A 25,967-nucleotide genomic window follows, 5' to 3' on the forward strand; every position below is an offset into this window, starting at 1 on the left:
GATAGAAATGATGTAGCCGGGGACGCCACCGCGCGGCGGGTTAGAGTGACTGCCGTGGCCACCGGTGCGGACGAGAACAACGGGCGTGGGCAGCAGCCGCGGGCGCTGATCGTCACCGTCTACGGTCTCTACGCCCGGGAGGCGGGCGGCTGGATGAGCGTCGCCGCGCTGATCCAGCTGCTGGCGCACTGCGGGGTGGACGAGCCGGCCGTGCGGTCCGCGGTCTTCCGGCTCAAGCGGCGCGGGCTGCTGACGGCGGCGAAGGTCGGCGGGGCCGCCGGGTACGAACTGTCCGCCACCGCCCGCGAGATCCTCGACGAGGGCGACCGCCGCATCTTCGAGCGCCGCCGGGCCGATGCCGGTGAGGGCTGGCTGATGGCGGTGTTCAGCGTGCCGGAGTCCGAACGCGACAAACGGCACCAGCTGCGCTCCCGGCTGTCCTGGCTCGGGTTCGGCACGGTGTCGTCGGGGGTGTGGATCGCCCCGGCGCACCTGCTCGGCGAGACGCGGGAGGCGCTCCTGCGCCAGGGCCTGGATCCCTACGTCGAGCTGTTCCACGCCGACCACCTGGGTTTCGCCGCGACCGCGGAGCGGGTGCGGGACTGGTGGGACCTCCAGCGCCTGCACGAGCTGTACGACACGTTCCTGAGCCGCCACGAGCCGGTGCTCGCGCGCTACCGGCGACGGCGCCGCATCGACGGCGCGGAAGCGTTCGCCGACTACGTCCACGCGCTCACCGACTGGCGGCGGCTGCCCTACCTCGAACCCGGGCTCCCCCTGGAGGTGCTCCCGGCCGGCTGGATCGGCCTCCGCGCGGCGGAGGTGTTCTTCGAGTTACGGCGCCGGCTCGCCGGGCCCGCGCACGACCACGTCGAACCCCTGCTCGCGCGGTAGTCAAGCCACGCCGGGACCAGGCGCTGCCGTCCCGCGGTCCCAGCGGGCGCGAGACTCGATCACGGTGTGGCGGTGCTCCGCCGCCCAGTCGGCGACGGCTTTCAGCACGAACGTGAGGCTGTGGCCGGTGGGAGTCAGCGCGTACTCGACGCGGGCCGGCACCGTCCATGTGTCGCCGATGCGGTCCAGGACCTCCCGGACGTCGCAGGCCATCGGGATACGCCGGCCGTACGGACTGGACGATCCTGCGCAACGGCATCCACGGCTGCCACGCCGCTGCCGGGCGGCGATGCAGGCCAGGTGCAGTCCGGTCGACAGGCCACCCCGGGAACGTCCCAGAGCGTGCTCAGCAGGCTCGGAGCCGAAGTCCTGGCTCGAAGCGGTGTTCCCGCTGCTTGGCGAAGCCCAGGCGGTCACACCACGGCGAACCCCTGCACCTCGACCAGCGCCTCGGCATCCCACAGCCGGGCCACGCCGATGCCCGCCATCGCCGGGTAGTCCCGGCCTGCCAGGCGTCGCCACACCCGGCCGATCTCCCCGGCGTGGGCCCGGTAGTCGTCCATGTCGGTGACGTACACGGTCAGGCTCGCCAGCTGCCCCGGCTCGCCGCCCGCCGCCCGCAGTGCGGTGAGCAGGTTGGACAGGGCCTGCTCGAACTGCGCCACGATGTCCCCGCCGACGATCCGTCCACTTCGGTCCAACGCGGTCTGCCCGGCCAGGAAGACCGTCGTCCCGGTGCCGACGACCGCGTGCGAGAAACCCCGTGGCGGCGCCAGTTCCGGCGGGTTGACGCGTTCGACGCTCACTGCACGGCACCTCCGTCCACATTGATCGCCTGCCCGGTCACCGCGCTGCTGGCGACGCAGAACCACACCGCGTCGGCCACCTCGGCGGGCGTGATCAGCCGGCCGATCGGCTGCTTGCGTTCCAGCGCCTCCCGGGCCTGTTCCGGGCTGCGCCCCGAGGACGCCACGATGTTCGCGATCGTCGCCTCCGTCATCGGGGTGTCCACGTAGCCGGGACACACCGCGTTGACGGTCACGCCGGTGCGCGCCAGCTCCGCGGCCGCGGACCGGACCAGGCCCAGCACCCCGTGCTTGCTCGCGGTGTAGGCCGCGATGTAGGGCTCACCGATGTGCGCGGCGCTGGACGCCACCACCACGATCCGCCCCCAGCCGGCGTCCCGCATGGCCGGTACCGCGCGCCGCACGAAGCGGAACGGCGCGGTCAGGTTCAGGTCGAGCATGCGCTGCCAGTCCGCGTCGGTCGTGCGTTCCAGCCGCGCCGAATGGCCGGCCCCGGCGCCGGCGACGAGGACCTCGACCGGCCCCCACGTCCGTTCGATCTCGGCGTGCACGTGCTCGGCCGCCTCCGGTTCGGTGACGTCGGCGGGGAGCACCATCGTCGCTCCGGCGCAGCCGCTCGCCGTGCGGGCGAGCTGGTCGCGGTCGCGGGCCACCAGGGCCACGCGCAGGCCCTCGCCGCTGAGCCGGCGGGCGATCTCGCGGCCGATGCCGCGGCCGGCGCCGGTCACCAGCGCGACCCGCGCGGTCAACGGCCCTCCCAGCGCGGGGCGCGGCGTTCGGTGAACGCGGCGTGGAACTCGGCGTGGTCGCGCGTGGTCATGAGCAGGGCCTGGGTCATCGCGTCCAGTTCCATCGACGCCGGCATGGACATGTCCAGTTCGGCCGTGAGCAACGACTTCGTCTGCGCGAGCGCGAGCGTCGGGCCGTCGGCGAGCCGGCGGGCCAGGTCGGCGACCACGGTGTCCAGCTCGTCGTCGGCCACCAGCCGCGACACCAGGCCGTACCGGCCGGCGGTCTCGGCGTCGATCGTGTCGCCGAGCATCAGCAGCTCGGTGGCCCGCCCGAGCCCGACCACGCGCGGCAGCAGGTACGCCGCGCCCATGTCGCCGCCGGACAGGCCCACCTTGGTGAACAGGAAGGCGAAGCGCCCGGACCGGCTCACGATCCGGAAGTCCGACGCCAGCGCCACCACCGCGCCCGCGCCGGCTGCGATGCCGTGGATGGCGGTGATGATCGGGATCGGGCACTCCCGCATCGCCCGGATGACCGCGCCGGTCATCTTCGTGAACCGCATCAGGTCGCGCGGCTCCATCCGGATCAGCTCGCCGATGATCTCGTCGACGTCGCCGCCACCGCAGAACCCCTTGCCCTCGCCGCGGATGACCAGCGCGCGCACGTCCTGGTGGTGCGGCAGCTCGGCGAGCAGGTCGCGCAGGTCGGCGTAGCTTTCGAAGGTCAGCGGGTTGAGTTTCTCCGGCCGGTCCAGGGTCACGGTGGCCACGCCGCCGTCCTTGGCGAACCGGAAGTGCCGCCAGTGCTCGGTCAGCCGCGGGGAGGCGTGGAAGCGGTAGGTCATCGGGTGTACTCCCTGCCGATCAGGTTGCGGGCGATGAGGGAACGCTGGACTTCGGAGGCGCCTTCGTAGATGCGCAGCGCCCGCACGTCGCGGTAGAGGTGTTCCAGCGGATGTCCCCGCCGCAGGGCCGCCGCGCCGTGCAGCTGGACGCACCCGTCGACGATCCGCTGCGCGGCTTCGGTGGCGTACAGCTTCGCCATCGCCGACCGCCGCGGCTGCTCGTCCGGTCCGGCGCCGTCGTCGTAGGCCGCGGCCGCGGCGTAGACGAGCAGCCGGGCCGCCTCCAGCTCCGTCGCCATCTCGGCGACGCGGTGCGCCACGGACTGCTGGTTCGCCAGCGGCGCCCCGTACACCCGGCGTTCCCGGACGTGGGTCAGCGTCGCGTCGAGCGCGGCCTGGGCCATCCCGACCGCGAAGGCGCCGACGCTGGGCCGGAACAGGTCCAGCGTGCGCATGGCGACGGTGAACCCGCGGTCGACCTCGCCCAGCACCGCGCCCGCGCCGACCCGCACCCCGTCGAACACCAGGCGGCCGATCGGGTGCGGGGACAGCATGTCGAGCGGTTCCCCGGACAACCCCGGGCTCGTCCCCGGGACGGCGAACGCGGTGACGCCGCGCGCGCCGGCGTCGGGCGTGGTGCGCGCGAAGACGGTGTAGATGTCGGCGTCGGGGGCGTTGGAGATCCACAGCTTCTCGCCGGTCAGCACCCAGCCGTCGCCGTCGCGTTCGGCGCGCAGCTGAAGCGCCGCGGCGTCCGATCCGGCGCCCGCCTCGGTCAGGGCGAACGCGGCGACCGCCTCCCCGGAGATCACCGCGGGGATCCAGCGGCTGACCAGTTCGGGTGAGCCGGACTGCAGGATCGGGTAGCTGCCCAGCCCCTGCAGCGCGAGCGCGGTCTCCGCCTCGGTGCTGATCTGGGCGATCGTCTCGCGCAGCAGGCACAACCGCAGGGCCGCGGCACCGGACGGCGGGTCGCCCGGCCCGAACAGGCCCCGCAGCAGGCCGCGCTCCCCCAGGGCCTGCACCAGGGCGCGGTCCACCCGGCCGGGCACTGGCGCGGGAAGCCCACTCGCGGCTTCGCGCACCCAGCGCACGTACTCACGCTGCTCGCCACTGAGCCGGAAGCCGCTCACCCGGAACTCCCTTCGCGGACGTCAGGGCCAGAATATCGCAGCGATGACGCTCGTCAAGGAACCGAAATGAACGCGCCGGGGTGCCGGACGGCTGCGCAGGCCGCCGCGGCGTGGGCCAAGCCGGTCGGGGCCGGTGGTCGCGCGTCCTGGTGTCGATCCAGGCTCCCCGGAGTCATGAGTTCCGGGTGGCCGCCGGGCCCCGCGCGCTGTACCGTGCGGATGCTCTCCCGGTCGAGCCGCGGGCCCCGCCGCGACGGTGCACGGATGCGTACCCCTGCAGGAGTCGAACGTGCGGCTCCCTCACCATGACGTCACGGTTGGGAGCACGCACGCGAGCGTGACCGCGGCGGCCGGCGGGCGCCGCGCCTCGCGCTTGACCGCAACGGCGACGCTTTCAGACATCACAGGACGATGACCCGGCGCCCGCGCGTGTGGCCGGCTTGGCTGTCGGCGTGCGCGGCCGCAGCTTCCGTGAGCGCGTAGGTCTTCTCGACCGGCAGGCGCAGCTTCCCCGCCGCGATGAGGCCGGCAACCTCGTCGAGCGCGTCCTGCACGCTCCCGGCCGTTCCGGAGAACCGGGCACCGTGCTCGGGCGCGCTGAGGTCGGCGATGGAGACCACCCGCCGGGGGTCCCCGGTCAGCTCGACGAGCTCGCGGATCACCCCGGAGCCGGCCAGGTCGAGAGCGGCGTCGACCTCGCCGAGCTGTCGCACCCGCCCGACCCAGCCGTCGCCGTAGGTGGTGGCGAACGCGCCCAGGCTGCGCACGTAGTCCTGATTGGACGGCCCGGCGGTGCCGATGACGGTGATGCCACGCTCCCGGGCGATCTGCAACACCACCGATCCGACTCCCCCGGCCGCGCCGCTCACCAGCAGCGTCTGCCCAGGCTCCACCCCGGCCAGCCCGATGATGCGCAGCGCGGACTCCACCACCGAGGCGTAGCCGGCCGCCTCCGGAAACGTCAGGCCCCCGGGCATCGGAGCCCACGCGGACAGCACCGCGAACTCCGCATAGGTGTCCGACCCTTCGCCCAACACAGGGTCCCCGATCTCGACCCCGGCCACGCCCGCACCTATCTCGTCCACCACCCCCGACGCGTCGAGCCCCACCCCGGAAGGCAACGCGATCGGGCGCGAGTCCCGGAACTGGCCCTCGCGCACCCTCCAGTCGTGGGCGTTCACACCGGCGGCCCGCACCGCGATGCGCACCTGACCAGGCCCCGCGTGCGGCTCCTCGGCGTCGACGAGCTGCAGGACTTCGGGACCGCCGTACTCGGCGAAGACCACCTTCTTCATACCGGCGACCGTAACACTAACGGTTAGCATTTAACAACGGATAGGATTTTGCACCTGGTAGTGTCCACCCATGGCAGAAGCGCCCCAGGACGCCGTGAGCGCAAGAAGGCCGCGACCCGGCAGAAGATCGCCGACACCGCACTGCGGCTCTTCCTGGAGCGCGGGTACGACGCGGTGGGGATCCGTGACGTCGCCGCTGCGGCCGATGTAGCCGTGACCACGGTCTTCGCCCACTTCGCGTCGAAAGAGGCCCTGGTCTTCGAGCGGGACGACGACTTCGAACAGCGCCTCGTGCGAGCGGTGACACACCGATCCCCGCAGGAGCCACTCATGCCGGCACTGCGCCGCGAGGTCCAGGCGCTGCTGCGGCACTGCACCGGCGACGGCGCCGGCCCGCTCTGGCGGATGATCGACGAGTCACCCGCGCTGCGGGACTACGAGAAGTCGATGCGGCTGCGTCACGCCGAGGCGCTGGCCGTGGCCATCGCCGCGGACCTCGGCCTGCCGCAGGTCACCATCGCCTGCCGGACCGTCGCGAGGTTCGTGGTGGACGCCTTCTCGCTCGGCCGCGAAGCCACCGATCCGGAGGCTGCGGTGGACGAGATCTTCCCCATGATCGAGGCCGCCTGGGAGGTCGCGTGCCGGGCCGCGCAAGGAACTCCTCGATCACGTGCGGCAGGACCGTGCTGACCGGTGTGCCGCCGCTCAGGGCAGGTAGAGGTCCCGCGTCCCCGCGTCGAGGGCCTCGACCGCGCCACCGGAGCGCTCGGCGAGCCACGCGCTGAACGCATCGCGGCCGGCCTCGGTGACGGCGACCGTCAGCGTGACGTCCGCCCCGTAGTCGGCGCCCAGCAGCCGGTAGGGCGAGGTGCGCAGGTCGTGCTCGAGACGGCCGGCGAGGTCGTGCGGCACGGCGAGCAGCAGTTCGCGGTGCCGAACCCGGCGAAGCGTCCCGACGGCGTCCAGGGTTTCGGCCAGCGCACCGGAGTACGCGCGGACCAGCCCGCCCGCGCCGAGCTTGGTCCCACCGAACCACCGCGACACGACGGCGACGACATCGGTCAGGTTGCGGCGCGCCAGCACCTCGAGCATCGGAACGCCCGCCGTGCCGGCGGGTTCGCCGTCGTCGTTGCTGCGCACGGTCATCTCGCCGGTCTCCGGGTCGCCGGTCCGGAGGGCCGTGCAGTGGTGGTTGGCACCCGGCCCGGCCTTGCGCACCCGCGCGATCACCGCCGCGGCGGCCTCGGCGTCACCGACGCGGGCAACGGTGCACCGGAACCGGGACCGCCTGATCTCGACCTCGTGCTCCCCATCACGGGCGATGACCCGGACCGCGCTCTTCGCTGACTTCAGATCACACCAACCTGGGAAGGACCGTTGCGGTCGAGCGCCTTCGCGACTGTCCTGATCAGCCGGTGCGGGGGCCGGCGGCGCGGCGCAGCCGGTTGGCGATCGCGAGCCCGAGCCCCTCCTCCGGCGGGAGCGACGCGATGATGAGGTCGCACCCCCGCTGGTCCAGCTCCCGCAGGAAGCCGTAGAGGTTGCGCGCGTAGGCGGCCATCGAAGCCGGGACCTCCGCCACCGCGTGCGCGTTCACCGGGGCGTCGCCCGCGTCCGGGGGCAGCAGGAGGCCCACCTTGTGCCCCTGCTCGCCGGCCAGCTCCGCCTCGGTGACGACCTTCTCCGGCTCGACCAGCACCACCCGCGCCCGCGGCGCGTAGTGCGACGGGTGCTGGCCCGGCACCCGGATGTGGCTGGTCGCGGGAACCGCGAGCGGGCGCTCCAGCACGGCTTCGAGGTCCTCGCGGGTCACCCCGCCCGGTCGCAGGACACTCGGCTCGTCACCGGTGACGTCGACGATCGTCGACTCCACCCCGACGTGGCAGGGGCCGCCGTCGAGCACGAAGTCGACGGCGTCGCCGAGCTCGGTCCGCACGTGGCCGGCCGTCGTGGGGCTGACGGAGCCGAACCGGTTCGCCGACGGCGCCACGACACCGCCACCGAACGCCGCCAGCAACGCCAGCGCGACGGGGTGATCGGGCACGCGCACCGCCACGGTCTCCAGACCACCGGTCGCCTCCAGCGGCACCCGGCGGGCCCGGCGCAGCACCAGTGTCAGCGGCCCCGGCCAGAACCGCTCGGCCAGCAGGCGCGCCGTCGCGGGCACGTCCTCGACCCAGTCCCCCAGCTGCCCCGCACCGCCGAGGTGAACGATCAACGGATGCGACGACGGGCGCCCCTTGGCCCGGTACACCCGTGCGACGGCGGCCGCGTCCTCGGCGTTGGCGCCCAGGCCGTAGACCGTCTCGGTCGGGAAGGCCACCAGGCGCCCGGCACGCAGCAGGCCGGCCGCCTTGTCGATGTCACTGGTACTCGCCGTCACGCGCCCGATTCTCCCACCGCCCCGCTCGCCGGACGCGCGGTGGTGGAGGTCGGCGGACCCGGCCCCGTCCGCCTGGCGGGAGTCACACCGAGGCGAGGAAAGAGCGCCCGCGATCCAGGAGTACCCCGGCTGCCTCGGGGTCGTACGCGGGGAGTGAGGAGTCGATGAGCACCGCGCCGCGTGCTCCAGGGCGGGTCTGCGCGAGCCGCTGGGCGATGGTGACACCGAACGAGAACCCGGCGTACCCGAGTTCCGGTCCCAGCGCCTCCGCCTCGGCGATCCCACGCTCCCGCAGCTGTTCGAACCCGGCGTGGCGAGCGAAGGCGAAACCTTCCTCGAGGCCGGCGAAGGTCCGCCCCCGAACAGATCCGGGGGGTGCACCATGTGGCCCGCCCGGCGCAGGTCCTCGGCGACGCTCCACACGCCCTCGGTCAAGCCCAAGAGCACCGTCGCGCACCACGTGCAGGTGCTCGCCGGCAACGGCCTGCTCCGGGTGGTGCGCACGCGGCGGGTCCGAGCCGTTGCGGAACGGTTCTACGGCCGCACCGCACGCATGTTCTTCGTCGCGGCGGAGCCGGCCGTGGCCGAGGCGGCGGTCTCCGGGGACTTCGACGACTTCGAGGTGGCGGCGCGCGAGCCCGCCGCGGCTTTCGAGGCCGGACAGCTGTGGGGCTTCATCCGCCACGCGCGCATCTCCGGGGACCGGGCCGCGCGGTTCTGGGACAGAATGGCCCAGCTCGTCGACGAGTTCGACCGGCTGCCCCGGTCCGGGGACACCACCTACGGCTTCGCGATCGGTATCCACCCCACCGGCCACCCGGCTCTGCCGCCGCGAGCGTCCTGACCGGCTCGGCGCGGGACGGTCGAGAACCGTCGCGGGATCCCCGGCGTCACCGGCCACACACCCCGGCTCCCGCACCCCGGTGATCGCCGCCGGCACCGCCCCGGGCAGCCGTGAGGCAGGGGTCGCGCGACGGCGGCGAGTCGTGCGGCCGCCGCCCGTAGCTCGGTCACTTCCTGGGCGCAGCCGGGTCGCCCGGGGCTTGAACGTGCGTAGTGGACTGATGGGCCGCGGATCCGGCGCCGCACCGTCACCGGATCGGCCGGCGCGAAGATCCCGGTCCATCCGATCCGCACGGCGACGGGCCCGAATGCCCGGAGTGACCACCACCGGGGAACCGCGGCCACGCAGCTGGACCAGGCGGCCGGCCCGCATCGGGGCCGGGCGGCGCCCATCCGGAACCCGCTCCGCGACGAGAACCCGCTGACCGACTCGATCCACTGGTTGAGGTGATCACCATGTCCCGATCCACCACCCTGTCCACCACCCGCGGGGCGCGCGCCGCCGCCGGCGTCGTGGGCGCCGTGTTCCTCCTGGTCGGCATCCTCGGCTTCGTCCCCGGCATCACCACCGGCTACGACGAGCTGACCTTCGCCGGGCACCACTCCGGGGCCCTGTTGCTGGGCGTGTTCGCGGTCTCGGTGCTGCACAACATCGTGCACCTGCTGTTCGGTGTCGCCGGCCTGGCCGCGTCGCGCAGCGCGGGGGCCGCCCGTGCCTTCCTGATCGGCGGCGGCGCGATCTACCTGGTCCTGTGGGTGTACGGGCTGGTCGTCGACGAGGCCGGGAGCGCCAACTTCGTCCCGGTCAACACCGCCGACAACTGGCTGCACCTGGTGCTCGGGGTCGCGATGATCGCGCTCGGCCTGCTCACCGCGCGCGGACGGCGCACCGCACACTGAACCGGAGCGGCTACCGCACCCGCGGCGGCCGGCGGTGCCGCGTCCAGCCCTCCCGCAGGCGCTGGACGAGGCCCGCGACCCCGCGGCGGCGCCGCACGAACACGATCGGGTTCGCCGGTGCGGTGCGGGCGGCGTGGAAGCGGCGCAGCCCCTCGCGGAACAGCTCGGGATCGCCGCCGACGTCGGGGTGGTGGGCGCGGACGAAGGCGCGGTAGGCGTCGCGGTCGAACCGGTGCTCGTCGTCCATGCCCGCGCTCCCCTCGCCTCGGTGCCCGCGTCCACGGTACCGGCCGCGGTGCCCCGCGCCGGGGGCACCGCGTGATCGCCACGCCGGGCGCACCGTCAGACCTGTTCGCCCAGTTTGAAGCCGTTGCGCGGGCTCGTGTAGGAGAAGCCGTCCGCGCCGACGGTGACCTCGGCCTCCCGGGGCTGCACGCGGGGCACCACCGGCCGGACCCGCCCGTCGAGGTCGAGCACCGGGGAGGCGTCGGTGTACCAGCTGGGCACCACCGGGTTGCCCCACCAGTCCCGCCGCTGGTGGTCGTGCACGTCCCAGGTGATCACCGGGTTGTCCGGGTCGCCGGTGTAGTAGTCGTGGGTGTAGATCTCGATCCGGTGGCCGTCCGGGTCGCGGACGTAGAGGTAGAACGCGTTCGACACCCCGTGGCGCCCGGGCCCGCGCTCGATCATCCCGGACCGGCGCAGCGCGCCGAGGTGGTCGCAGATGTGCAGGATCTGGTGCCGTTCGTGGGTGGCGAACGCGAGGTGGTGCAGCCGGGGACCGTCGCCGCCGGTGAGGGCCACGTCGTGCACCGTCGGTTTGCGGAACATCCACGCCGCGTAGACCGTGCCCTCGGCGTCCTGGATGTCCTCCGACACGCGGAAACCGAGGTCCTCGTAGTAGGCCCGGGCGGCCGGGACGTCGGGCGTGCCGAGGTTGAAGTGGTCCAACCGGGACAGTGCGCCCGCGCCGTGCACGTCGTAGCGCTGGGTGAACCGTTCCACGTGCACGGCGTCGTGGAAGAACTCCACCGGGAAGCCGAGCGGGTCCTCCACCCGCACGGCTTCGCCGATCCCGCGCGTCGCCCCGGCCGGGCGCCGCTGCACCCGCACCCCGAGGGCGCGGTAGTGCGCCTCGGCGAGGTCGAGGTCGGCGGCGCCGCGCACCCGGTAGCCGAGCACCGCCAGCGCGGGCGTGTCCCCCTGGCGCAGCACCAGCGAATGGTGCAGGTACTCCTCGACCGCGCGGAGGTGGATCCGCTCGCCGTCCTCGTACGTGGGGATCAGGCCGAGCACGTCGACGTAGAACGCCCGGGACGCGGCCAGGTCGGTCACGACCAGCTCGGCGTAGGCGCAGCGGAGCACATCGGGCGGGGTGGTGGTCATGACTGTCCTTTCCGGACCGCGCCGAACCGGGGGTGCGCACGGGGCCGAGTGAGACGTGGATGGCCTGCTGGTGGGTGTAGAAGTCGAGCGAGCGGTAACCGCCCTCCTGGCCGAGCCCGGAAGCCTTGATCCCGCCGAACGGGGTCCGCAGGTCGCGGACGTTGTGCGAGTTCAGCCAGACCATCCCGGCCTCGACCGACTGGGCGAAGGTGTGCGCGCGTTCCAGGTTCGAGGTCCACACGTAGGCGGCCAGGCCGTACCGGACGTCGTTGGCCAGCGCCAGTGCCTCGTCCTCGCTGTCGAAGGGGGTGAGCGCGACGACGGGACCGAAGATCTCCTCCTGGAAGATCCGCGCGTCCGGGGCGACGTCGGCGAACACGGTCGGCGCCACGTAGTTCCCGGTGTCCAGGCCGGGCGGGCGGCCGCCGCCGGCGAGCAGCCGTCCCTCGGACCGGCCGAGTTCGACGTAACGCATCACCTTCGCGTGATGCTCGGGGTGCACCAGCGCGCCGACCTCGGTGGCCGGGTCGTGCGGGTCGCCGACGACGATCGCACGGGCGCGGGCGGCGAAACGCTCGCAGAACTCGTCGTAGACGGCGCGCTCGACGAGGATGCGGCTGCCCGCGGTGCAGCGTTCCCCGTTGAGGGAGAACACGCCGAACACCGTGGAGTCCAGCGCGGCGTCGAGGTCGGCGTCGGCGAACACGATCGCCGGCGACTTGCCGCCCAGCTCCATGGACATGCCCTTCAGGCCGGCCGCGCAGTTGCGGAAGATCGTCTGCCCGGTGGCGCTCTCGCCGGTGAACGAGATCAGCGGCACGTCCGGGTGTTTCACCAGCGCGTCGCCGGCTTCCTCGCCGAACCCGTGGACGAGGTTGAACACACCGTCGGGCAGGCCGGCCTCGGCGAAGATGCCGGCCCACAGCCCGGCCGACAGCGGGGTGAACTCGGCCGGTTTGAGCACCACGGTGCATCCCGCCGCGAGCGCGGGCGCCAGTTTCCAGCTCTCCAGCATGAACGGCGTGTTCCACGGCGTGATGAGCCCGGCGACGCCGACCGGCTTGCGGTGCACGTAGTTGAGCTGCCTGCCGGGCACCCGGTAGGTGTCGTCGGACTGGGCCACGATCAGGTCGGCGAAGAACCGGAAGTTCTCGGCCGCGCGGTGCGCCTGCCCGAGCGCCTGGGTGATCGGCAGGCCGGTGTCGAACGTCTCCAGCTCGGCGAGCCGGGCGTCCTGCGCCTCGACGGCGTCGGCGATGCGGTTCAGCACCCGGGCGCGGGCGCGCGGCGGCAGGCCCGGCCAGGGGCCGCCGGTGAACGCCTCGCGCGCCGCCGCGACCGCCCGGTCGACGTCCTCGGCCTGTCCCGCCGCGGCGGTGACGTACACCTGGTTGGACACCGGGTCGAGCACGTCGAAGGTCTTGCCGGAGAGGCTGTCGGTGAACTCGCCGCCGATGTAGTGCCGGATCGCTTCCGGCAACCCACCGGGGACATGGGGCTCGGGCATGGTCACTGTCCTTCCGTCGAAAATCCGTCCGCCGGGCTCAGGTACGCCTCGCCCTGGCGCAGGAGGTCCCGGATGCGGGCGAGCGCGGCTTCCGAGGGCGGGACCAGCGGGGGCCGCACGTGCGCCGACGCGATGAGGCCGCGCTGGGCCAGCACCCACTTGCCGGGTGCCGGGTTGGTCTCCACGAACAGCAGGTCCACCAGCGGGTGCAGGCCGTAGTGGAGTTCGCGGGCGCGCTCGTGGTCGCCGGCCTGCCACGCCTCGTACATCGCGGCGCAGGCGGCCGGGGCGAGGTTGGCGGTGGCGCTGACGAACCCGGCGCCGCCGAGCGCCAGCAGCGGCAGGCACAGCAGCTCGATCCCGGACCACACCAGCAGTTCCGGCCCGCACTGGTGCAGCACGCGGGAGAAGTGCTCGAAATCCCGGGTGGTCTCCTTGACGCCGACGAAGTTGTCCAGGTCGCGGAAGAGCCGGGCCACGGTCTCCGGGGCGAGGTCCACCGCGGTGCGGCTGGGCACGTTGTAGGCCACGATCGGCAGGTCGGGGAACTCGCGCGCCACCGTGCGGTACCAGGTGTAGAGCGCTTCCTGGGTGGGGCGCGCGTAGTACGGGGTGATCACGAGCACGGCGTCGGCGCCCGCGTCCCGGGCGGCGGCGGTCAGCTCCAGGGTTTCGCCGAGTTTCGCCGAGCCGGTGCCCGGCAGGAACGGCACGCGGTCGCCGATCTCGGCGGCCACGGTCCGGATCGCCGCGGCGCGTTCGGCCACCGTCTGCGCGCCGGGCTCACCGGTCGACCCGCCGAGCGAGATGCCGTGGCTGCCCGCCGCCAGCTGCCAGCGCACCAGGTTCGCCAGGCCGGCGTGGTCGAGGTCCCCCTCGGCGGTGAACGGGGTCATCAGCGGTGCGATCGAGCCTCTGATCGACCGCGGGTCCGCGCGGAATCGCATGGATCTCCTTTCCGGGAAACGGGTCTCACTGCCCGGCGAGCCAGTCGGCGTACCGGGCCCGCCAGTGCTCGTCCATCGGGTACAGGCCCGCCACTGGTTCGCCGGCGGCCACCTGCGCGGCGATGAACGTCTCCTGCCGTTCCTGCTCCTCGGCCGCGGCGACGACCTCCTCGGCGAGCGGGGGCGGGATGACGAGCACGCCGTCGTCGTCGCCGACGATCACGTCGCCGGGCCGGACCGCGGCGCCGCCGCAGGCGACGGGCACGTCGATGTCCCACGGCACGTGGCGGCGGCCGAGCACGGACGGGTGCGCTCCGGCGTGGTGGACCGGGATGTCCAGCGCGGCCACGGCGGCGATGTCGCGCACTCCGCCGTCGGTGACGATCCCCGCCGCGCCGCGCACCTGCGCCCGCAGCGCGAGGATGTCCCCGACGGTGCCGGCGCCGCGTTCCCCGCGGGCCTCCATCACGAGCACCTCGCCCGGACCGAGCGAGTCGATCACGCGTTTCTGCGCGTTGTGACCGCCGCCGCGCTCGTCGAAGAGGTCGGCGCGGCAGGGCAGGTACCGCAGGGTGCGGGCCTGCCCGGCGAACCGCCTGCCCGGTTTGGCGGGCGAGAGCCCGTCGATCGTCACGTCGTCGTGCCCGCGGCGGCGCAGCTGCGCGGCGAGGGTCGCGGTGCCCACCGATTCGAGGCGGCGGCGCAGATCGGCGGTGAGCACGAACGGCCGGGTGCCGTGGGCGTCCGCGCGCAGGTCGTCCTCGGCCCGCGGCAGCGCGCCGTACGGTCCGAACGGGACGGTCCCCTCCGCGATCGGCGTGACCAGGCGGCCGGTCGTGTGCCCGCACCCGTCCACCTCGACCTCGACGACGTCGCCGGGCACCACCACCGACGCCCCGGCGGGTGTGCCGGTCAGGATCACGTCGCCGGGTTCGAGGGTGATCAGCTGGGACAGGTCGGCCACCAGCCGGCCGAACCCGAACAGCACACCGCCGGTGGTGTCCTCCTGGCGCAGGACGCCGTTGACCCAGGTGCGCACGCGCAGCCGCGCCGGGTCCAGCTCGCCGGCCGGGAGCACCACGGGTCCGAGCGGGGTGAAGCCGTCACCGCCCTTCGAGCGCAGGTTGGAGCCCCGGTCCGCCGCGCGGAGATCGTATATCCCCAGGTCGTTGGCCGCGGTCACGCCGGACACGCGGGACCAGCCCTCCTCCGGGGTGACCCGGCGGGTGGTCTGCCCGATGACGAGCGCGATCTCCCCTTCGAAGCCGAGCAGCTGCGCGCCCAGGGGCCGTTCGAGCACGTCCCCGCTGGCCGCCACGGAGGTCGCCGGCTTGAGGAAGTAGGACGGGTACGCCGGGGTCCGGCCCCGCTGCGCGGCCCGGGAGCGGTAGTTGAGGTGGACCGCGATGATCTTGCCCGGCCGTCCGGGCGCCTGGGTCGCGGTCATGCGGCGCCACCCGGGTTGCGCTCGGCGGGCAACGGCGTCGCGGCCGGCTCGCCGGAGACGTCCAGCGGAATGCCGCGGTGGTCGCGGAGCGCGGCGGTGGCGATCAGGCCGAGCAGGGTCATCCCGGCCAGGTAGGCGCACACGGCGTACACGGTGCCCGTGCTCGACTGCAACGCTTCGGCGATGGTGGGCGCGAACGCGCCGCCGAGCACCGCGCCGAGCGCGTAGGAGATCGCGGCGCCGCTGTAGCGCACGCGCGCCGGGTACATCTCGGCGTAGAGCGCCGCCTGGGGACCGTAGGTGAACCCGAGGCCGACCGAGAACAGGAGCAGCGCGACGATCAGCAGTCCCACGTTCGCGGTGTCGAGCAGGGCGAAGAACGGGACCAGCCACAGCAGCTGGACGACGAAGCCGATCCGGTAGACCCGGAGCCGGCCGATGCGGTCGGCCAGCCAGCCGCCGGCCAGGGTGCTGACCAGCCAGGCGACGGCGGAGATCATGACGGCCGCGAGCACCGTCGAGCGCTCCAGGTGCAGGGTCCGCACGGCGTAGGACTGCACGTATCCGCCGGTGGTCATGTAGCCGACCGCGTTGTTGGCGGCGAACACGATCGCGCCGAGCACGACGAGCCGCCAGTGGTGCCGGAACAGCTGGACCAGGGGCAGGCCGGCCTGGCTGCGCGTGCGGCGGACCTCCTCGAAGACCGGGCTCTCGGCGACCCGCGAGCGGATCACCAGCCCGGCGACGATGAGCACGGCGCTGAGCAGGAAGGGGATGCGCCAGCCCCAGGCGAGGAACTGCGCCGGCGTGGTCAGCGCGGCCACCAGCGCGAGCACGCCGTTGGCCAGCAGGAGCCCGACCGGAACCCCGATCTGCGGGAACGCGCCGAACAGGCCACGGCGGTCGGCCGGTGCGTGTTCGACGGCGAGCAGGGCGGCCCCGCCCCATTCGCCGCCCGCCGACAGTCCTTGCACGATGCGCAGCAGGACCAGCGCGACCGGCGCCGTCACGCCGATCGCCGCGGCGCTGGGCACCAGGCCGATCAGCACCGTGGAGACGCCCATCAGCAGCAGGGTGAGGACCAGCATCGCGCGCCTGCCGATGCGGTCGCCCAGGTGCCCGGCGATCACCGCGCCGACGGGCCGGAAGAAGAAGCTGATCCCCACGGTGGCGAAGGACAGGATGAGCGCGTCCTCCCCCAGCGCGGCGAAGTACTGCGTGGAGAAGACGAGTCCCGCGGAGATCGCGTAGATGAAGAAGTCGTACCACTCGATGGTGGTGCCGGCCATCGCCGCCAGGACGACGCGGCGGTGCTCGGGGCCGGTTCTCGTCAACGGTCGCGCCATCACGACTCCCTTGTTGTCGATGCGGACCGCCGGACCATATACGATCTGCGCGACAGCTGACAAGAACACCGAGAAGATGGACGTCTGGACGCCTGGTTCGTATATGACTGGTAGGCTGCGCGGGAGCTGCGAACGGGTCAGCGAGCAAGGAGGACCGGGTGCCTGCGCACGTGGACGACAAACCGGACGGCACGGCGAGCAAGTCCCAGCGAGCGCGCGAGGTGATCAAGGACCGGATCGCGCGCGGGGTGTACGGGCCGGGGCACCGGCTCGTCCTCGGTTCGCTGGCCACCGAGCTGGGCATGAGCACGGTGCCGATCCGCGAGGCGATCCGCCTGCTGGAAGCCGAGGGACTCGTGCACTTCCAGCACAACGTGGGGGCGACCGTGGCCGCCATCGACCCGGTGGAGTACCAGCACGCGATGGAGGTGCTGGCGATCGTGGAAAGCGCGGCGACCGCCCTCGCCGCGCCGCTGCTCACCCCGGCCGACCTGGCGAAGGCGGCCGGCCTCAACGAGCAGATGCGGACCTGCTTGCGGGATCTGGATCCGGTGGAGTTCACCCGGCTCAACCACGAGTTCCACGAGGTCCTCTATGGACGGTGCCCCAACCCGCGGCTCCTCGACACGGTGCGCCGCACCTGGTCCGGGCTCGCCACGATCCGGGAGTCGACCTTCTCGTTCGTCCCCGGCCGCGCGGCGGCGTCCGTCGCCGAACACGACCAGCTGGTGACCCTGATCAGGTCCGGCGCGGGCGCGGAGTGGATCGAGCACCTCGCCCGCGCCCACCGCACGGCCACCCTGACCGCCTTCCTGGACTGGGAGAAGGAGCACGGGACGCAGCGGCGGTCGTAGGCGCCGGGCGCCCGGCGGTCACCGCGGCGGCGTGGCCGGTTCGATTCCGGCGACCAGGTTGAAGGCGCCGGTCAGCAGGTTGAGCGACACCAGCCCGACCACCTCGGCGATGACGCGCTCGCTCCAGCCGTGCGCCCGGAGTCCGGCCACGTCGTCGTCGGTGCGGGATGCCGGTTCGGCCAGCACCCGCACCGCGAACTCGACGAGCGCGGTCTCGCGGCGGTCCGTCGCGGTGCCCTGCCTGGCCAGCGCGATGTCGGTGTCACTCAGGCCCGCGGCCCGGCCGCCCTCGATGTGGGCTTCCAGGCAGGCGCCGCAGCCGATCCATTCCTGCACGGCGATCGCGAGCTTCTCGCACACCGCGCGGGGCAGCTTCGTGCGTTTCATCGCCCGCGACAGCTCCAGGTAGCCCTGCAGCAACGCCGGCGAGTGGGCCATCGTGCGGATCATCTCCCCCGCCGAGCCGTGCCGCTCCACGATTCCGCCGAGCAGCTCGCGGGACTTCTCCGGCGCGCCGCCCGGGTCCAGCGCGCGGAGCCGGCGCCCTGTTTCCATCACATGCCTCCTACCGGTGAGGGGTACTTGACGCAGCATACCCCCCTTGGGTATAAATTCCTCATCGGCGGCAACGGGGAACCCGACCCGGAGGATACCGGTAGGGGGTATAGTCGAAGTCGTCGGCCGGATAGAGGAGATGGACATGCGGGGATACACCAGCGACAAGGACGGCTACCTGACGCGGCTGCGCCGGATCGAGGGGCAGGTCCGCGGGTTGCAGCGGATGGTCGAGAACGACGAGTACTGCATCGACGTGCTGACCCAGATCGCGGCGGCGACCAAGGCGCTGCAGTCGGTGTCGCTGGGGCTGATGGACGAGCACCTCAAGCACTGCGTGGCCGAGGCGATCGCCGTGGGTGGCAACACCGCGGACGCGAAGGTGCGCGAGGCCAGTGAGGCCATCGCCCGGCTGGTCCGTTCCTGACCACGAGAGAGGAAGCGAAATGACTCAGCAGACCTACACCGTGACCGGCATGACGTGCGGGCACTGCGTGGCTTCGGTGACCGAGGAGGTCGGCGAGATCCCGGGCGTCACGGACGTCGCGGTGGATCTGCCCACCGGCAAGGTCACCGTCACCAGCGAAAACGCGCTCACCACCGACGTGGTGCGCGCCGCCGTCGAAGAAGCCGGATACCAGCTGACCGCGTAGCGGCCGGCCCAGAGGACAGGAATGTCATGAACACTGCAGGGAAGCTCTCCGCCTACGGTGCGGCGCTCGTCCTGGTCGCCGGTGGCGCCTGGGCGATCGGCACCGCTGTCGGTCCCGTCACCAGCGAAGCTGGCACGCGCGGCGGCGAGGACGCCGCGCACGGGGACAGCCACAGCGGCACTGTCGCGGAGACCACGCAACCCGCTCTGCCCGCGGGGCTGGCGTCGTCCAGGGGCGGTTACACCCTCACGCCCACCCACACGACGCTGACCACCGGGACCACCAACCAGTTCGCCTTCCGGATCACCGGGCCCGACGGCAACGCGGTCACCGCGTTCGACGTCGAGCACGACAAGCGCATGCACCTCATCGTGGTGCGCCGCGACACCGCCGGGTTCCAGCACCTGCACCCGGAGATGGCCGGTGACGGCACCTGGACCGTGCCGCTGAATGTCGCCGACGCCGGCAGCTACCGCGCCTTCGCCGACTTCAAGCCGACCGGCGGCCAGGCCACGACCCTGGGCGTCGACCTCGCCGCGGCCGGCGACTTCCAGCCGCGGACCTACGCGCCCTCGCGCGTCGCGGAGGTGGACGGCTACCAGGTGCGCCTCGACGGCGACCTCACCGCCGGACACACGTCGAAGCTGACGGTCACGGTCACCAAGGACGGCCGGGAGGTCACCGACCTGCAGCCCTACCTGGGCGCCTACGGGCACCTGGTGGCGCTGCGCGAAGGCGACCTGGCCTACCTCCACGTCCACCCCGACGGCTCACCCGGTGACGGGACCACCCGGCCCGGGCCGACCGTGACCTTCTACGCCGAGGTCCCCTCGGCCGGCACCTACCGGCTGTTCCTGGACTTCCAGCACGAGGGCAAGGTCCGCACCGCCGAGTTCACCGTGGCGACCGGGACCACGCCACCGGCCACCACGCAGCCGCCCGCGACCGCCGACGGCCACGGCCACAGCCACGGCTGATCGAGGAAGGGGTACCACGATGACTTCGGACCTGCAGAACTCCCCGAAGACCGCGGCGCGGGACATCGAACTGGCGATCGGCGGCATGACCTGCGCCTCGTGCGCGATGCGGATCGAGCGCAAGCTCAACAAGCTCGACGGTGTCACCGCGACCGTCAACTACGCCACCGAGAAGGCGAAGGTCACCTTCCCCGCCGACCTCGACCCGGACACACTGGTCGCCCAGGTCGAGGCGGCGGGCTACTCGGCCACCGTCCCCCGGCCCGAAACCGCGGAACCGGAGGCCGCCGAGGAGGACCCGGCCCGCTCGTTGCGGCAGCGGCTCATCGGGTCGCTGGTGCTGTCGGTGCCGGTGATCGTGCTGGCGATGGTCCCGGCGCTGCAGTTCACCTACTGGCAGTGGATCTCGCTCACGCTGGCCGCACCGGTGATCGTGTGGGCCGCCTGGCCGTTCCACAAGGCGGCGTGGACGAACCTGCGGCACGGCGCGGCCACGATGGACACGCTCGTGTCGATGGGCACGCTGGCCGCGTTCGCCTGGTCGCTCTACGCGCTGCTGTTCGGCAGCGCCGGGGTGCCCGGCATGACCCACCCGTTCGAGCTGACCATCGAGCGGATCAGCGGGGACGGCAACATCTACCTCGAGGTCGCGGCCGGGGTGACCACGTTCATCCTCGCCGGCCGCTACTTCGAGGCCCGCTCCAAGCGGCGGGCCGGGGCCGCGCTGCGCGCGCTGCTCGAACTCGGCGCCAAGGACGTCGCCGTGCTGCGGAACGGCCGCGAGGAACGCATCCCGGTCGAGCAGCTGGCCGTGGGTGACCGGTTCGTGGTCCGGCCCGGCGAGAAGATCGCCACCGACGGCGTGATCACCGAGGGCAGTTCCGCGGTCGACGCGAGCATGCTCACCGGCGAATCGGTCCCGGTCGAGGTCGGGCCCGGTGACGCCGTCACCGGAGCGACCGTGAACTCCGGCGGGCGGCTCGTCGTGCGGGCCACCCGGGTGGGCGCGGACACCCAGCTGGCGCAGATGGCGAAGCTGGTCGAACAGGCGCAGACCGGCAAGGCCGCGGTGCAGCGGCTGGCCGACCGGATCTCCGCGGTGTTCGTGCCCATCGTCATCGCGCTGGCGGCCGGGACCCTGGCGTTCTGGCTCGGCGCCGGCGGCACGGTGTCCGCGGCGTTCACCGCCGCGGTCGCGGTGCTGATCATCGCCTGCCCCTGCGCGCTGGGACTGGCCACCCCCACCGCGCTGCTGGTGGGCACCGGCCGGGGAGCCCAGCTGGGCATCCTGATCAAGGGCCCGGAAGTGCTGGAATCCACCCGCCGCGTCGACACGATCGTGCTCGACAAGACCGGCACCGTCACCACCGGCAAGATGGCCCTGACCGACGTGCACACCGACGGCGCCGACACCGACGAGGTGCTTCGCTTGGCCGGAGCGCTGGAGAGCGCTTCCGAGCACCCGATCGCCCAGGCCATCGCCACCGGCGCGCGGGAGCGGGTCGGTGACCTCCCGGCCGTCGAGGACTTCACCAACCTCGAAGGTCTCGGCGTGCAGGGCATCGTCGACGGCAAGGCCGTGCTCGTCGGCCGCACCGCGCTGCTGGCGGACTGGAGCCAGCACCTGTCCCCCGAACTCGCCGCGGCCAAGGCCACGGCCGAGCAGCAGGGCAAGACCGCGGTCGCCGTCGGCTGGGACGGCCGGGCCCGGGCCGTGCTGGTGGTCGCCGACACCGTCAAACCCACCTCCGCCGAAGCCATCGGGCAACTGCGCGGCCTCGGGCTCACCCCGGTCCTGCTCACCGGCGACAACGAAGCCGTCGCCAAGGCAGTCGCCGCCGAGGTCGGCATCGAGACGGTGATCGCCGAGGTCCTGCCCGCCGACAAGGTCGACGTGGTCCAGCGCCTGCAGGACGAAGACAAGGTGGTGGCGATGGTCGGCGACGGGGTCAACGACGCCGCCGCGCTCGCCCAGGCCGACCTCGGCCTGGCCATGGGCACCGGCACCGACGTCGCCATCGAAGCCAGCGACCTGACCCTGGTCCGTGGCGACCTCCGGGTGGCGGCCGACGCGATCCGCCTGTCCCGGCGCACCCTGCGCACCATCAAGGGCAACCTGTTCTGGGCCTTCGCCTACAACATCGCCGCCCTCCCCCTGGCCGCCGCCGGCCTGCTCAACCCGATGATCGCCGGCGCCGCCATGGCGTTCAGCTCGGTCTTCGTGGTGAGCAACAGCCTGCGGCTGCGCGGCTTCCGCAGCACCATCGGGTGATCCACCGGCCCGGGTGACCGCAGCGGCCGGCGCTCACGGCAGGTGAGCGCCGGCCGCTACGGGTTTGAACCGCCCATTTTGGTCAACTACGACCTGGTGGTTTCTTCGACACCTGAGCCCACCGAATACCTCCCGCGCGTCGGCGAGGTGGGGCCCGCCCGGCCGAAGCCGTGGTGGCGGCGGCCCGCGACGATCGCCGCGGCGGCGGTCCTGCTCGCGCTCGCCGTCCTGTACGTGCTCGACCTCGCGCTGAGTTCGGGCGACGTGCCGCGGGGGACGACGGTGGCGGGTGTGCCGATCGGCGGGCTGAGCGAGTCCGCCGCCGAGCAGAAGCTGCGCGAGGAGCTGACGCCCCGGCTCAGCCGGCCGGTCCAGGTGCTGGCCGGGGACCGGGAGATCCCGTTCGTTCCCGCCGACGCCGGTGTCCGCGTCGACTTCGCCGCGACCGTCGCCGGAGCCGGATCACAGCCGCTCAACCCGTGGACCCGGCTGGTGTCGCTGTTCCGGGACCGCGAAACCGCCGTCGTGGCCGAGGCGAACCCCGGCTCCCTGACCGCCACGCTCGACGAGGCGCGGGCGGCGGTCGACCGGCCGGCCGTGGAGGGCGGCATCCGGTTCGACGGCACGACCCCCGTCCCGGTCGATCCCCAGACCGGGCAGACCCTCGACCTCGCACGGGCCGAGGACGTGCTGCGCACCGGGTGGGCCACCTCGCCGCGCCTGACGCTGCCCGTGCTCCCGCTCGCGCCACAGACCACCCCGGAGGGTGTCCGGGCGGCACTCGACCTCCTCGCCCGCCCCGCGGTGGCCGGCCCGGCGACGGTGCGCGGCGACGGCCGCGACGCCACGGTCGAGCCCGCGCAGCTCGCCGCCGCGCTGACGTTCCAGCCCGGCGGCAACGGCACGCTCACCGCCGGGCTCGACCGCGCACGGCTCGGTGTCCTGACCGATCAGCTCGCCCCGACGGAGAAGCCGGGGCAGGACGCGCGGATGCGGTTCGACAACGACCGGCCGGCGGTCGTGCCGTCCGTCGACGGCCGGGCGATCGACTGGGACCAGACCCTGACCGGGCTCCTGCAGGCCATCGGGCCCGGCGGCAACCGGACCACCGAGGCGCGCTACGTGGCGGTGCCGGCCAGGATCACCACCGACCGGGCCGGGCAGCTCGGGATCAGGGAGGTGATCGGCGAGTTCACCACCGGCGGCTTCGCCCCCGATTCCGGCGTGAACATCCGGGTGGTCGCCGAGGAGGTGACCGGCGCGATCGTGCTGCCCGGGGAAACGTTCAGCCTCAACGGGTACACCGGCCCCCGCGAGGCCGCGCAGGGGTACGTGGAAGCGGGTGTGATCGAGGAGGGCGTGCCGGAGCGTGAGGTGGGTGGCGGTATCTCGCAGTTCGCCACCACGTTGTACAACGCCGCGTACTTCGCCGGCATGACCGACGTCGAGCACAAGGAGCACAGCTTCTACATCAGCCGCTACCCCGCCGCGCGCGACGCGACGGTCTTCCAGAACCCGGACGGCAGCAGCGTGATCGACCTGAAGTTCGGCAACGAATACCCCACCGGGGTGGCGATCCAGACGATCTGGACACCGAAGTCCATCACCGTGCGGTTGTGGGGCACCAGGCACGTCACCGTCGAATCCGTGACCGGCCCGCGCGGCGACTACGTCAGCCCGTACACGGTCACCAAACCGGCGGGCCCGGAGTGCAAACCGGCCCGGGGCAAGCCGGGCTTCCGGACCTCGGACACCCGGATCGTCCGCGACCTGAGCGGCCGGGAGATCAGCCGCACCACGCGGACCGTGCGCTACGACCCGGAACCGACGGTGCGCTGCGCGGGCTGACCGCGCGCACGGTGGGTCCCGGCGGCGAGGAAGAGAAACGCGCCACTGCGGATTCCCAGCCACGTGGCGCTCCCGCCGCGCTACGCGGTCAGCAGGACCTTGCCGACGGCGCTGCCCTCTTCCACGCCGCGGTGCGCGTCGGCGGCCTGGCGGAGCGGGATGGTCCGGCCGACGACCGGCCGGACGCACCCGCGCTCGACGAGCGGCCACAGGTTCTTCCGCACCTGCGCGACGATACGGCCCTTCTCGGCCACCGGCTGGGGCCGCAGCGCGAGGGAGGCGATGCCGGCGCGTTTGCGCATCAGCGTGCCGATGTTCAGTTCGCCGGTGAGGCCGCCCTGGAACCCGATGATCACCAGCCGGCCGCCGGTGACGAGCGCGTCCAGGTTGCGGTCCAGATAGGACGCTCCCATGTTGTCCAGGATCACGTGCGCGCCACCGGTTTCCCGCTGCAGCTCGGCGACGAAGTCCTGGTCGCGGTAGTTGACGAGGATGTCGGCGCCGAGCCGCCGGCACTGTTCGAGCCGCTCGGCCGATCCGGCGGTCACCGCGACGGTCGCGCCGAGCGCCTTGCCGACCTGAACGGCGTGCGTGCCGATGCCGCCGGCAGCACCGTGCACCAGCAGCACCTCCCCGCTGCGCAGGCCGGCGCTCATCACCGCGGTGGCCCACACCGTGCAGGCGGCCTCGGGCAGGGCCGCGGCGGCGACGATCCCCACACCGTCCGGGACGGGCAGCAGTTGCGGAGCGGGCACCACGACCTGCTCGGCGTATCCGCCGCCGGCGAGCAGCGCGCACACCTGGTCGCCGACCTGCCAGCCGTCGACGTCCTCGCCGACTTCGATGATCGTGCCCGAGCACTCCAGGCCGGGGATCTCACTCGCACCGGGCGGCGGCGGGTAACGGCCCTGGCGTTGCAGCACATCCGCCCGGTTCACCGCGGTGGCGGCGACGCGGACCAGCACCTCCCCGGGGCCTGGACGGGGGTCCGGCACCTCGGTCCAGTCCAGGACTTCGGGGCCGCCGGAGGCGCGGATGGTGATCGCGTGCACGGAGATCTCCTTGACGTGACGGGTTTTCTCGGGCTGGTTCCAGTCCACCCGGAAACCCCGCCCCCACCAAGGCCCGTTTCGCGCTCGCTGCGATCAGGAAGCGTGATCGCAGGCGCGCAGCAGCTCGTCGAGACACCAGGGCGGGTTGGTCTCGGACACGGCGAGCAGCGTCGTCATGGTGATCGGCGGCACCGTGGGCCGGAACGCCACCCGGGGCGCCACCAGCCGGCGCGCCTGCGACTCGTACACGACGGTCCACGTGCCGGTGCCGCTGCCGATGATGGCCAGGGTGTCCTGCAGGTTGCCCGACGGTGGGCCGAACACCGGGTCGAACCCCGCCGACCGGCAGGAGGAGACCATCAGATCGTGCAGCGGCGCGTTGCGGCTCCGGTCGGCCAGGCGCAGCGGCAGGTCCGCCAGGTCGGTGAGCTCGACCTCGTCCGCCTCGGCGAGCGGATGCCGGGCGGGCAACGCGACGACGAGCCGGTCCAGCCACAGCGGGATCAGCCGCAGTTCCGGGCTGTGGGTCACGCCCCGGACGAACGTGGCGTCCAGCGCGTGCCCGCGGACCTGGTCCAGCCTCGTCTGCGTGGACGCCGAGACCAGCTCCACGCTCAACCGCGGGATGAGGGCGGTCAGCTCGTCCAGCACCCGGTCCAGGTGCTCGCCCAGGCCGTTGCTGGTGCCCAGCCGCAGCACGGTGGACCGGGCGGCGACGTCGGCGGCCACGGCCCGCGCCCGGCTCTCGGCGGCGAGCACGGCCCGCGCTTCGGGCAGGAACACCTGGCCCGCGGTGGTGAGCCGGACCGTCCGCGGTGACCGGTCGAACAGCTCCACGCCCAGCTCCCGCTCCAGCTTGCGGATCTGCTGGCTCACCGCGGCCTGCACGATGTGCAGCCGCTCCGCGGCCCGCCCGAAGTGCAGTTCCTCCGCGACGGTCACGAAGTACCGCAGTTGACGAAGTTCCACGAGCCCATTATCCGCCGATCACGATCGCTGATCGCAGCGGCAGCGGACTGCTCCTTGGTCGCGCCGGGATTCTCCTGTGGACTGAACCGGACCGAAAAACATCCGGCAGGAGAACGACATGCCCATCGTGACCGTTCAGCAAGGCCCGCGCACCGTGGAGCTCAAGCGGGAGCTGGTCAAGCAGATCACCGACGCGTTCGTCCGCGCGTACGCGATCCCGGCCGACGCCGTGCAGGTGTGGATCCACGAGGTCCCCACCGACAGCTGGGGCAAGGCCGGGAAGCTGACCGCGGACAAGTGATCACCTCGTCGTGGCGCCCGCCC

The 25,967-nt window shown here is 72.9% G+C and carries 27 protein-coding genes and 1 pseudogene; 11 read left to right on the plus strand and 17 right to left on the minus strand.

The window, feature by feature from the left end; genetic code table 11:
• Positions 1–45: 45 nt before the first annotated feature.
• The gene (locus L1857_RS21570; protein WP_240323079.1) at positions 46–894 is read left to right on the plus strand and encodes a PaaX family transcriptional regulator; all 849 of its coding nucleotides are present in this window, start codon (positions 46–48) and stop codon (positions 892–894) included.
• Here L1857_RS21570 and L1857_RS21575 read toward each other — a convergent pair whose 3' ends face one another.
• The 6 genes from L1857_RS21575 to L1857_RS21600 form a co-directional block, all read right to left on the minus strand.
• Positions 895–1,107 carry a winged helix-turn-helix transcriptional regulator gene (locus L1857_RS21575; protein WP_115944147.1) on the minus strand — a complete coding sequence of 71 codons (213 nt, stop codon included), beginning with the start codon at positions 1,105–1,107 and terminating at the stop codon, positions 895–897. It abuts the gene before it with no gap.
• 200 nt (positions 1,108–1,307) lie between these two features.
• Positions 1,308–1,700: a RidA family protein gene (locus L1857_RS21580; protein WP_094002699.1), complete on the minus strand. Its 393-nt coding sequence runs from the start codon at positions 1,698–1,700 to the stop codon at positions 1,308–1,310.
• On the minus strand, positions 1,697–2,449 hold the full coding sequence (locus L1857_RS21585) for an SDR family NAD(P)-dependent oxidoreductase (protein WP_249466085.1): 753 nt from the start codon (positions 2,447–2,449) through the stop codon (positions 1,697–1,699). The genes L1857_RS21580 and L1857_RS21585 overlap by 4 nt, the downstream gene beginning before the upstream one ends.
• Entirely contained in the window at positions 2,446–3,276 is an 831-nt protein-coding gene (locus L1857_RS21590; protein WP_116109711.1) for an enoyl-CoA hydratase family protein, read from the minus strand. The genes L1857_RS21585 and L1857_RS21590 overlap by 4 nt, the downstream gene beginning before the upstream one ends.
• Positions 3,273–4,409 carry an acyl-CoA dehydrogenase family protein gene (locus L1857_RS21595; RefSeq protein WP_116109712.1) on the minus strand — a complete coding sequence of 379 codons (1,137 nt, stop codon included), beginning with the start codon at positions 4,407–4,409 and terminating at the stop codon, positions 3,273–3,275. The genes L1857_RS21590 and L1857_RS21595 overlap by 4 nt, the downstream gene beginning before the upstream one ends.
• A gap of 401 nt (positions 4,410–4,810) precedes the next feature.
• Entirely contained in the window at positions 4,811–5,704 is an 894-nt protein-coding gene (locus tag L1857_RS21600; RefSeq protein ID WP_116109713.1) for an NADP-dependent oxidoreductase, read from the minus strand.
• 60 nt (positions 5,705–5,764) lie between these two features.
• On the opposite strand from L1857_RS21600, the gene L1857_RS21605 reads away from it, so the two are divergent.
• Positions 5,765–6,394 (plus strand): TetR/AcrR family transcriptional regulator, encoded by a 630-nt coding sequence (locus L1857_RS21605; protein WP_249466090.1) that lies wholly within the window; start codon positions 5,765–5,767, stop codon positions 6,392–6,394.
• 15 nt (positions 6,395–6,409) lie between these two features.
• Here L1857_RS21605 and L1857_RS21610 read toward each other — a convergent pair whose 3' ends face one another.
• Both L1857_RS21610 and L1857_RS21615 read right to left on the minus strand, forming a co-directional pair.
• Complete coding sequence (locus L1857_RS21610; protein ID WP_116109714.1) at positions 6,410–7,057, minus strand: IMPACT family protein; 648 nt, start codon at positions 7,055–7,057, stop codon at positions 6,410–6,412.
• Between the two features lie 55 nt (positions 7,058–7,112).
• Complete coding sequence (locus L1857_RS21615) at positions 7,113–8,087, minus strand: L-threonylcarbamoyladenylate synthase (RefSeq protein ID WP_116109715.1); 975 nt, start codon at positions 8,085–8,087, stop codon at positions 7,113–7,115.
• Between the two features lie 382 nt (positions 8,088–8,469).
• Between L1857_RS21615 and L1857_RS21620 the strand changes: the two genes are divergently transcribed.
• Together L1857_RS21620 and L1857_RS21625 are read left to right on the plus strand one after the other, a co-directional pair.
• Entirely contained in the window at positions 8,470–8,931 is a 462-nt protein-coding gene (locus L1857_RS21620) for a hypothetical protein (protein ID WP_198958078.1), read from the plus strand.
• 455 nt (positions 8,932–9,386) lie between these two features.
• Positions 9,387–9,830 carry a DUF4383 domain-containing protein gene (locus tag L1857_RS21625; RefSeq protein WP_094002847.1) on the plus strand — a complete coding sequence of 148 codons (444 nt, stop codon included), beginning with the start codon at positions 9,387–9,389 and terminating at the stop codon, positions 9,828–9,830.
• A 10-nt stretch (positions 9,831–9,840) separates the two neighbouring features.
• On the opposite strand, the gene L1857_RS21630 is transcribed toward L1857_RS21625, so the two are convergent.
• The 6 genes and pseudogenes from L1857_RS21630 to L1857_RS21655 all read right to left on the minus strand — a co-directional run bounded on the left by L1857_RS21630 (position 9,841) and on the right by L1857_RS21655 (position 16,463).
• On the minus strand, positions 9,841–10,077 hold the full coding sequence (locus tag L1857_RS21630) for a hypothetical protein (RefSeq protein ID WP_094002691.1): 237 nt from the start codon (positions 10,075–10,077) through the stop codon (positions 9,841–9,843).
• A 95-nt stretch (positions 10,078–10,172) separates the two neighbouring features.
• Positions 10,173–11,216, minus strand: a complete 1,044-nt coding sequence (gene hpaD, locus L1857_RS21635) for a 3,4-dihydroxyphenylacetate 2,3-dioxygenase (protein ID WP_094002690.1) — start codon at positions 11,214–11,216, stop codon at positions 10,173–10,175.
• Positions 11,217–11,244: 28 nt separating this feature from the next.
• Positions 11,245–12,723, minus strand: a pseudogene (gene hpaE / locus L1857_RS21640) (5-carboxymethyl-2-hydroxymuconate semialdehyde dehydrogenase); the annotation flags it as partial.
• A 2-nt stretch (positions 12,724–12,725) separates the two neighbouring features.
• A complete protein-coding gene (dapA, locus tag L1857_RS21645; protein WP_249466098.1) occupies positions 12,726–13,670 on the minus strand; it encodes a 4-hydroxy-tetrahydrodipicolinate synthase in 945 nt (314 codons plus the stop codon).
• A gap of 25 nt (positions 13,671–13,695) precedes the next feature.
• Positions 13,696–15,117: a fumarylacetoacetate hydrolase family protein gene (locus L1857_RS21650; RefSeq protein WP_094002687.1), complete on the minus strand. Its 1,422-nt coding sequence runs from the start codon at positions 15,115–15,117 to the stop codon at positions 13,696–13,698.
• Entirely contained in the window at positions 15,114–16,463 is a 1,350-nt protein-coding gene (locus tag L1857_RS21655) for an MFS transporter (protein WP_094002686.1), read from the minus strand. The genes L1857_RS21650 and L1857_RS21655 overlap by 4 nt, the downstream gene beginning before the upstream one ends.
• 158 nt (positions 16,464–16,621) lie before the next feature.
• On the opposite strand from L1857_RS21655, the gene L1857_RS21660 reads away from it, so the two are divergent.
• On the plus strand, positions 16,622–17,317 hold the full coding sequence (locus tag L1857_RS21660; protein ID WP_233156982.1) for a GntR family transcriptional regulator: 696 nt from the start codon (positions 16,622–16,624) through the stop codon (positions 17,315–17,317).
• Positions 17,318–17,335: 18 nt separating this feature from the next.
• On the opposite strand, the gene L1857_RS21665 is transcribed toward L1857_RS21660, so the two are convergent.
• On the minus strand, positions 17,336–17,872 hold the full coding sequence (locus L1857_RS21665) for a carboxymuconolactone decarboxylase family protein (protein WP_094002684.1): 537 nt from the start codon (positions 17,870–17,872) through the stop codon (positions 17,336–17,338).
• A gap of 145 nt (positions 17,873–18,017) precedes the next feature.
• On the opposite strand from L1857_RS21665, the gene L1857_RS21670 reads away from it, so the two are divergent.
• The 5 genes from L1857_RS21670 to L1857_RS21690 all read left to right on the plus strand — a co-directional run bounded on the left by L1857_RS21670 (position 18,018) and on the right by L1857_RS21690 (position 23,622).
• Complete coding sequence (locus L1857_RS21670; protein ID WP_094002846.1) at positions 18,018–18,299, plus strand: metal-sensitive transcriptional regulator; 282 nt, start codon at positions 18,018–18,020, stop codon at positions 18,297–18,299.
• Positions 18,300–18,318: 19 nt separating this feature from the next.
• Positions 18,319–18,525: a heavy-metal-associated domain-containing protein gene (locus L1857_RS21675; RefSeq protein WP_094002683.1), complete on the plus strand. Its 207-nt coding sequence runs from the start codon at positions 18,319–18,321 to the stop codon at positions 18,523–18,525.
• 26 nt (positions 18,526–18,551) lie between these two features.
• Positions 18,552–19,502, plus strand: a complete 951-nt coding sequence (locus L1857_RS21680) for a hypothetical protein (RefSeq protein WP_094002682.1) — start codon at positions 18,552–18,554, stop codon at positions 19,500–19,502.
• A 19-nt stretch (positions 19,503–19,521) separates the two neighbouring features.
• Positions 19,522–21,774, plus strand: a complete 2,253-nt coding sequence (locus L1857_RS21685; protein ID WP_094002681.1) for a heavy metal translocating P-type ATPase — start codon at positions 19,522–19,524, stop codon at positions 21,772–21,774.
• Positions 21,775–21,870: 96 nt separating this feature from the next.
• Entirely contained in the window at positions 21,871–23,622 is a 1,752-nt protein-coding gene (locus tag L1857_RS21690) for a VanW family protein (protein ID WP_094002845.1), read from the plus strand.
• 80 nt (positions 23,623–23,702) lie between these two features.
• On the opposite strand, the gene L1857_RS21695 is transcribed toward L1857_RS21690, so the two are convergent.
• Both L1857_RS21695 and L1857_RS21700 read right to left on the minus strand, forming a co-directional pair.
• Positions 23,703–24,674, minus strand: coding sequence for an NAD(P)H-quinone oxidoreductase (locus L1857_RS21695; protein WP_094002844.1), 972 nt, complete (start codon positions 24,672–24,674; stop codon positions 23,703–23,705).
• A 93-nt stretch (positions 24,675–24,767) separates the two neighbouring features.
• A complete protein-coding gene (locus L1857_RS21700; RefSeq protein WP_116109719.1) occupies positions 24,768–25,643 on the minus strand; it encodes a LysR family transcriptional regulator in 876 nt (291 codons plus the stop codon).
• Between the two features lie 100 nt (positions 25,644–25,743).
• Between L1857_RS21700 and dmpI the strand changes: the two genes are divergently transcribed.
• A complete protein-coding gene (gene dmpI, locus L1857_RS21705; protein WP_275895886.1) occupies positions 25,744–25,944 on the plus strand; it encodes a 4-oxalocrotonate tautomerase DmpI in 201 nt (66 codons plus the stop codon).
• Positions 25,945–25,967: the final 23 nt, after the last annotated feature.

The sequence above is a fragment of the Amycolatopsis thermalba genome (assembly GCF_023376025.1).
GTDB lineage: Bacteria > Actinomycetota > Actinomycetes > Mycobacteriales > Pseudonocardiaceae > Amycolatopsis_E > Amycolatopsis_E thermalba.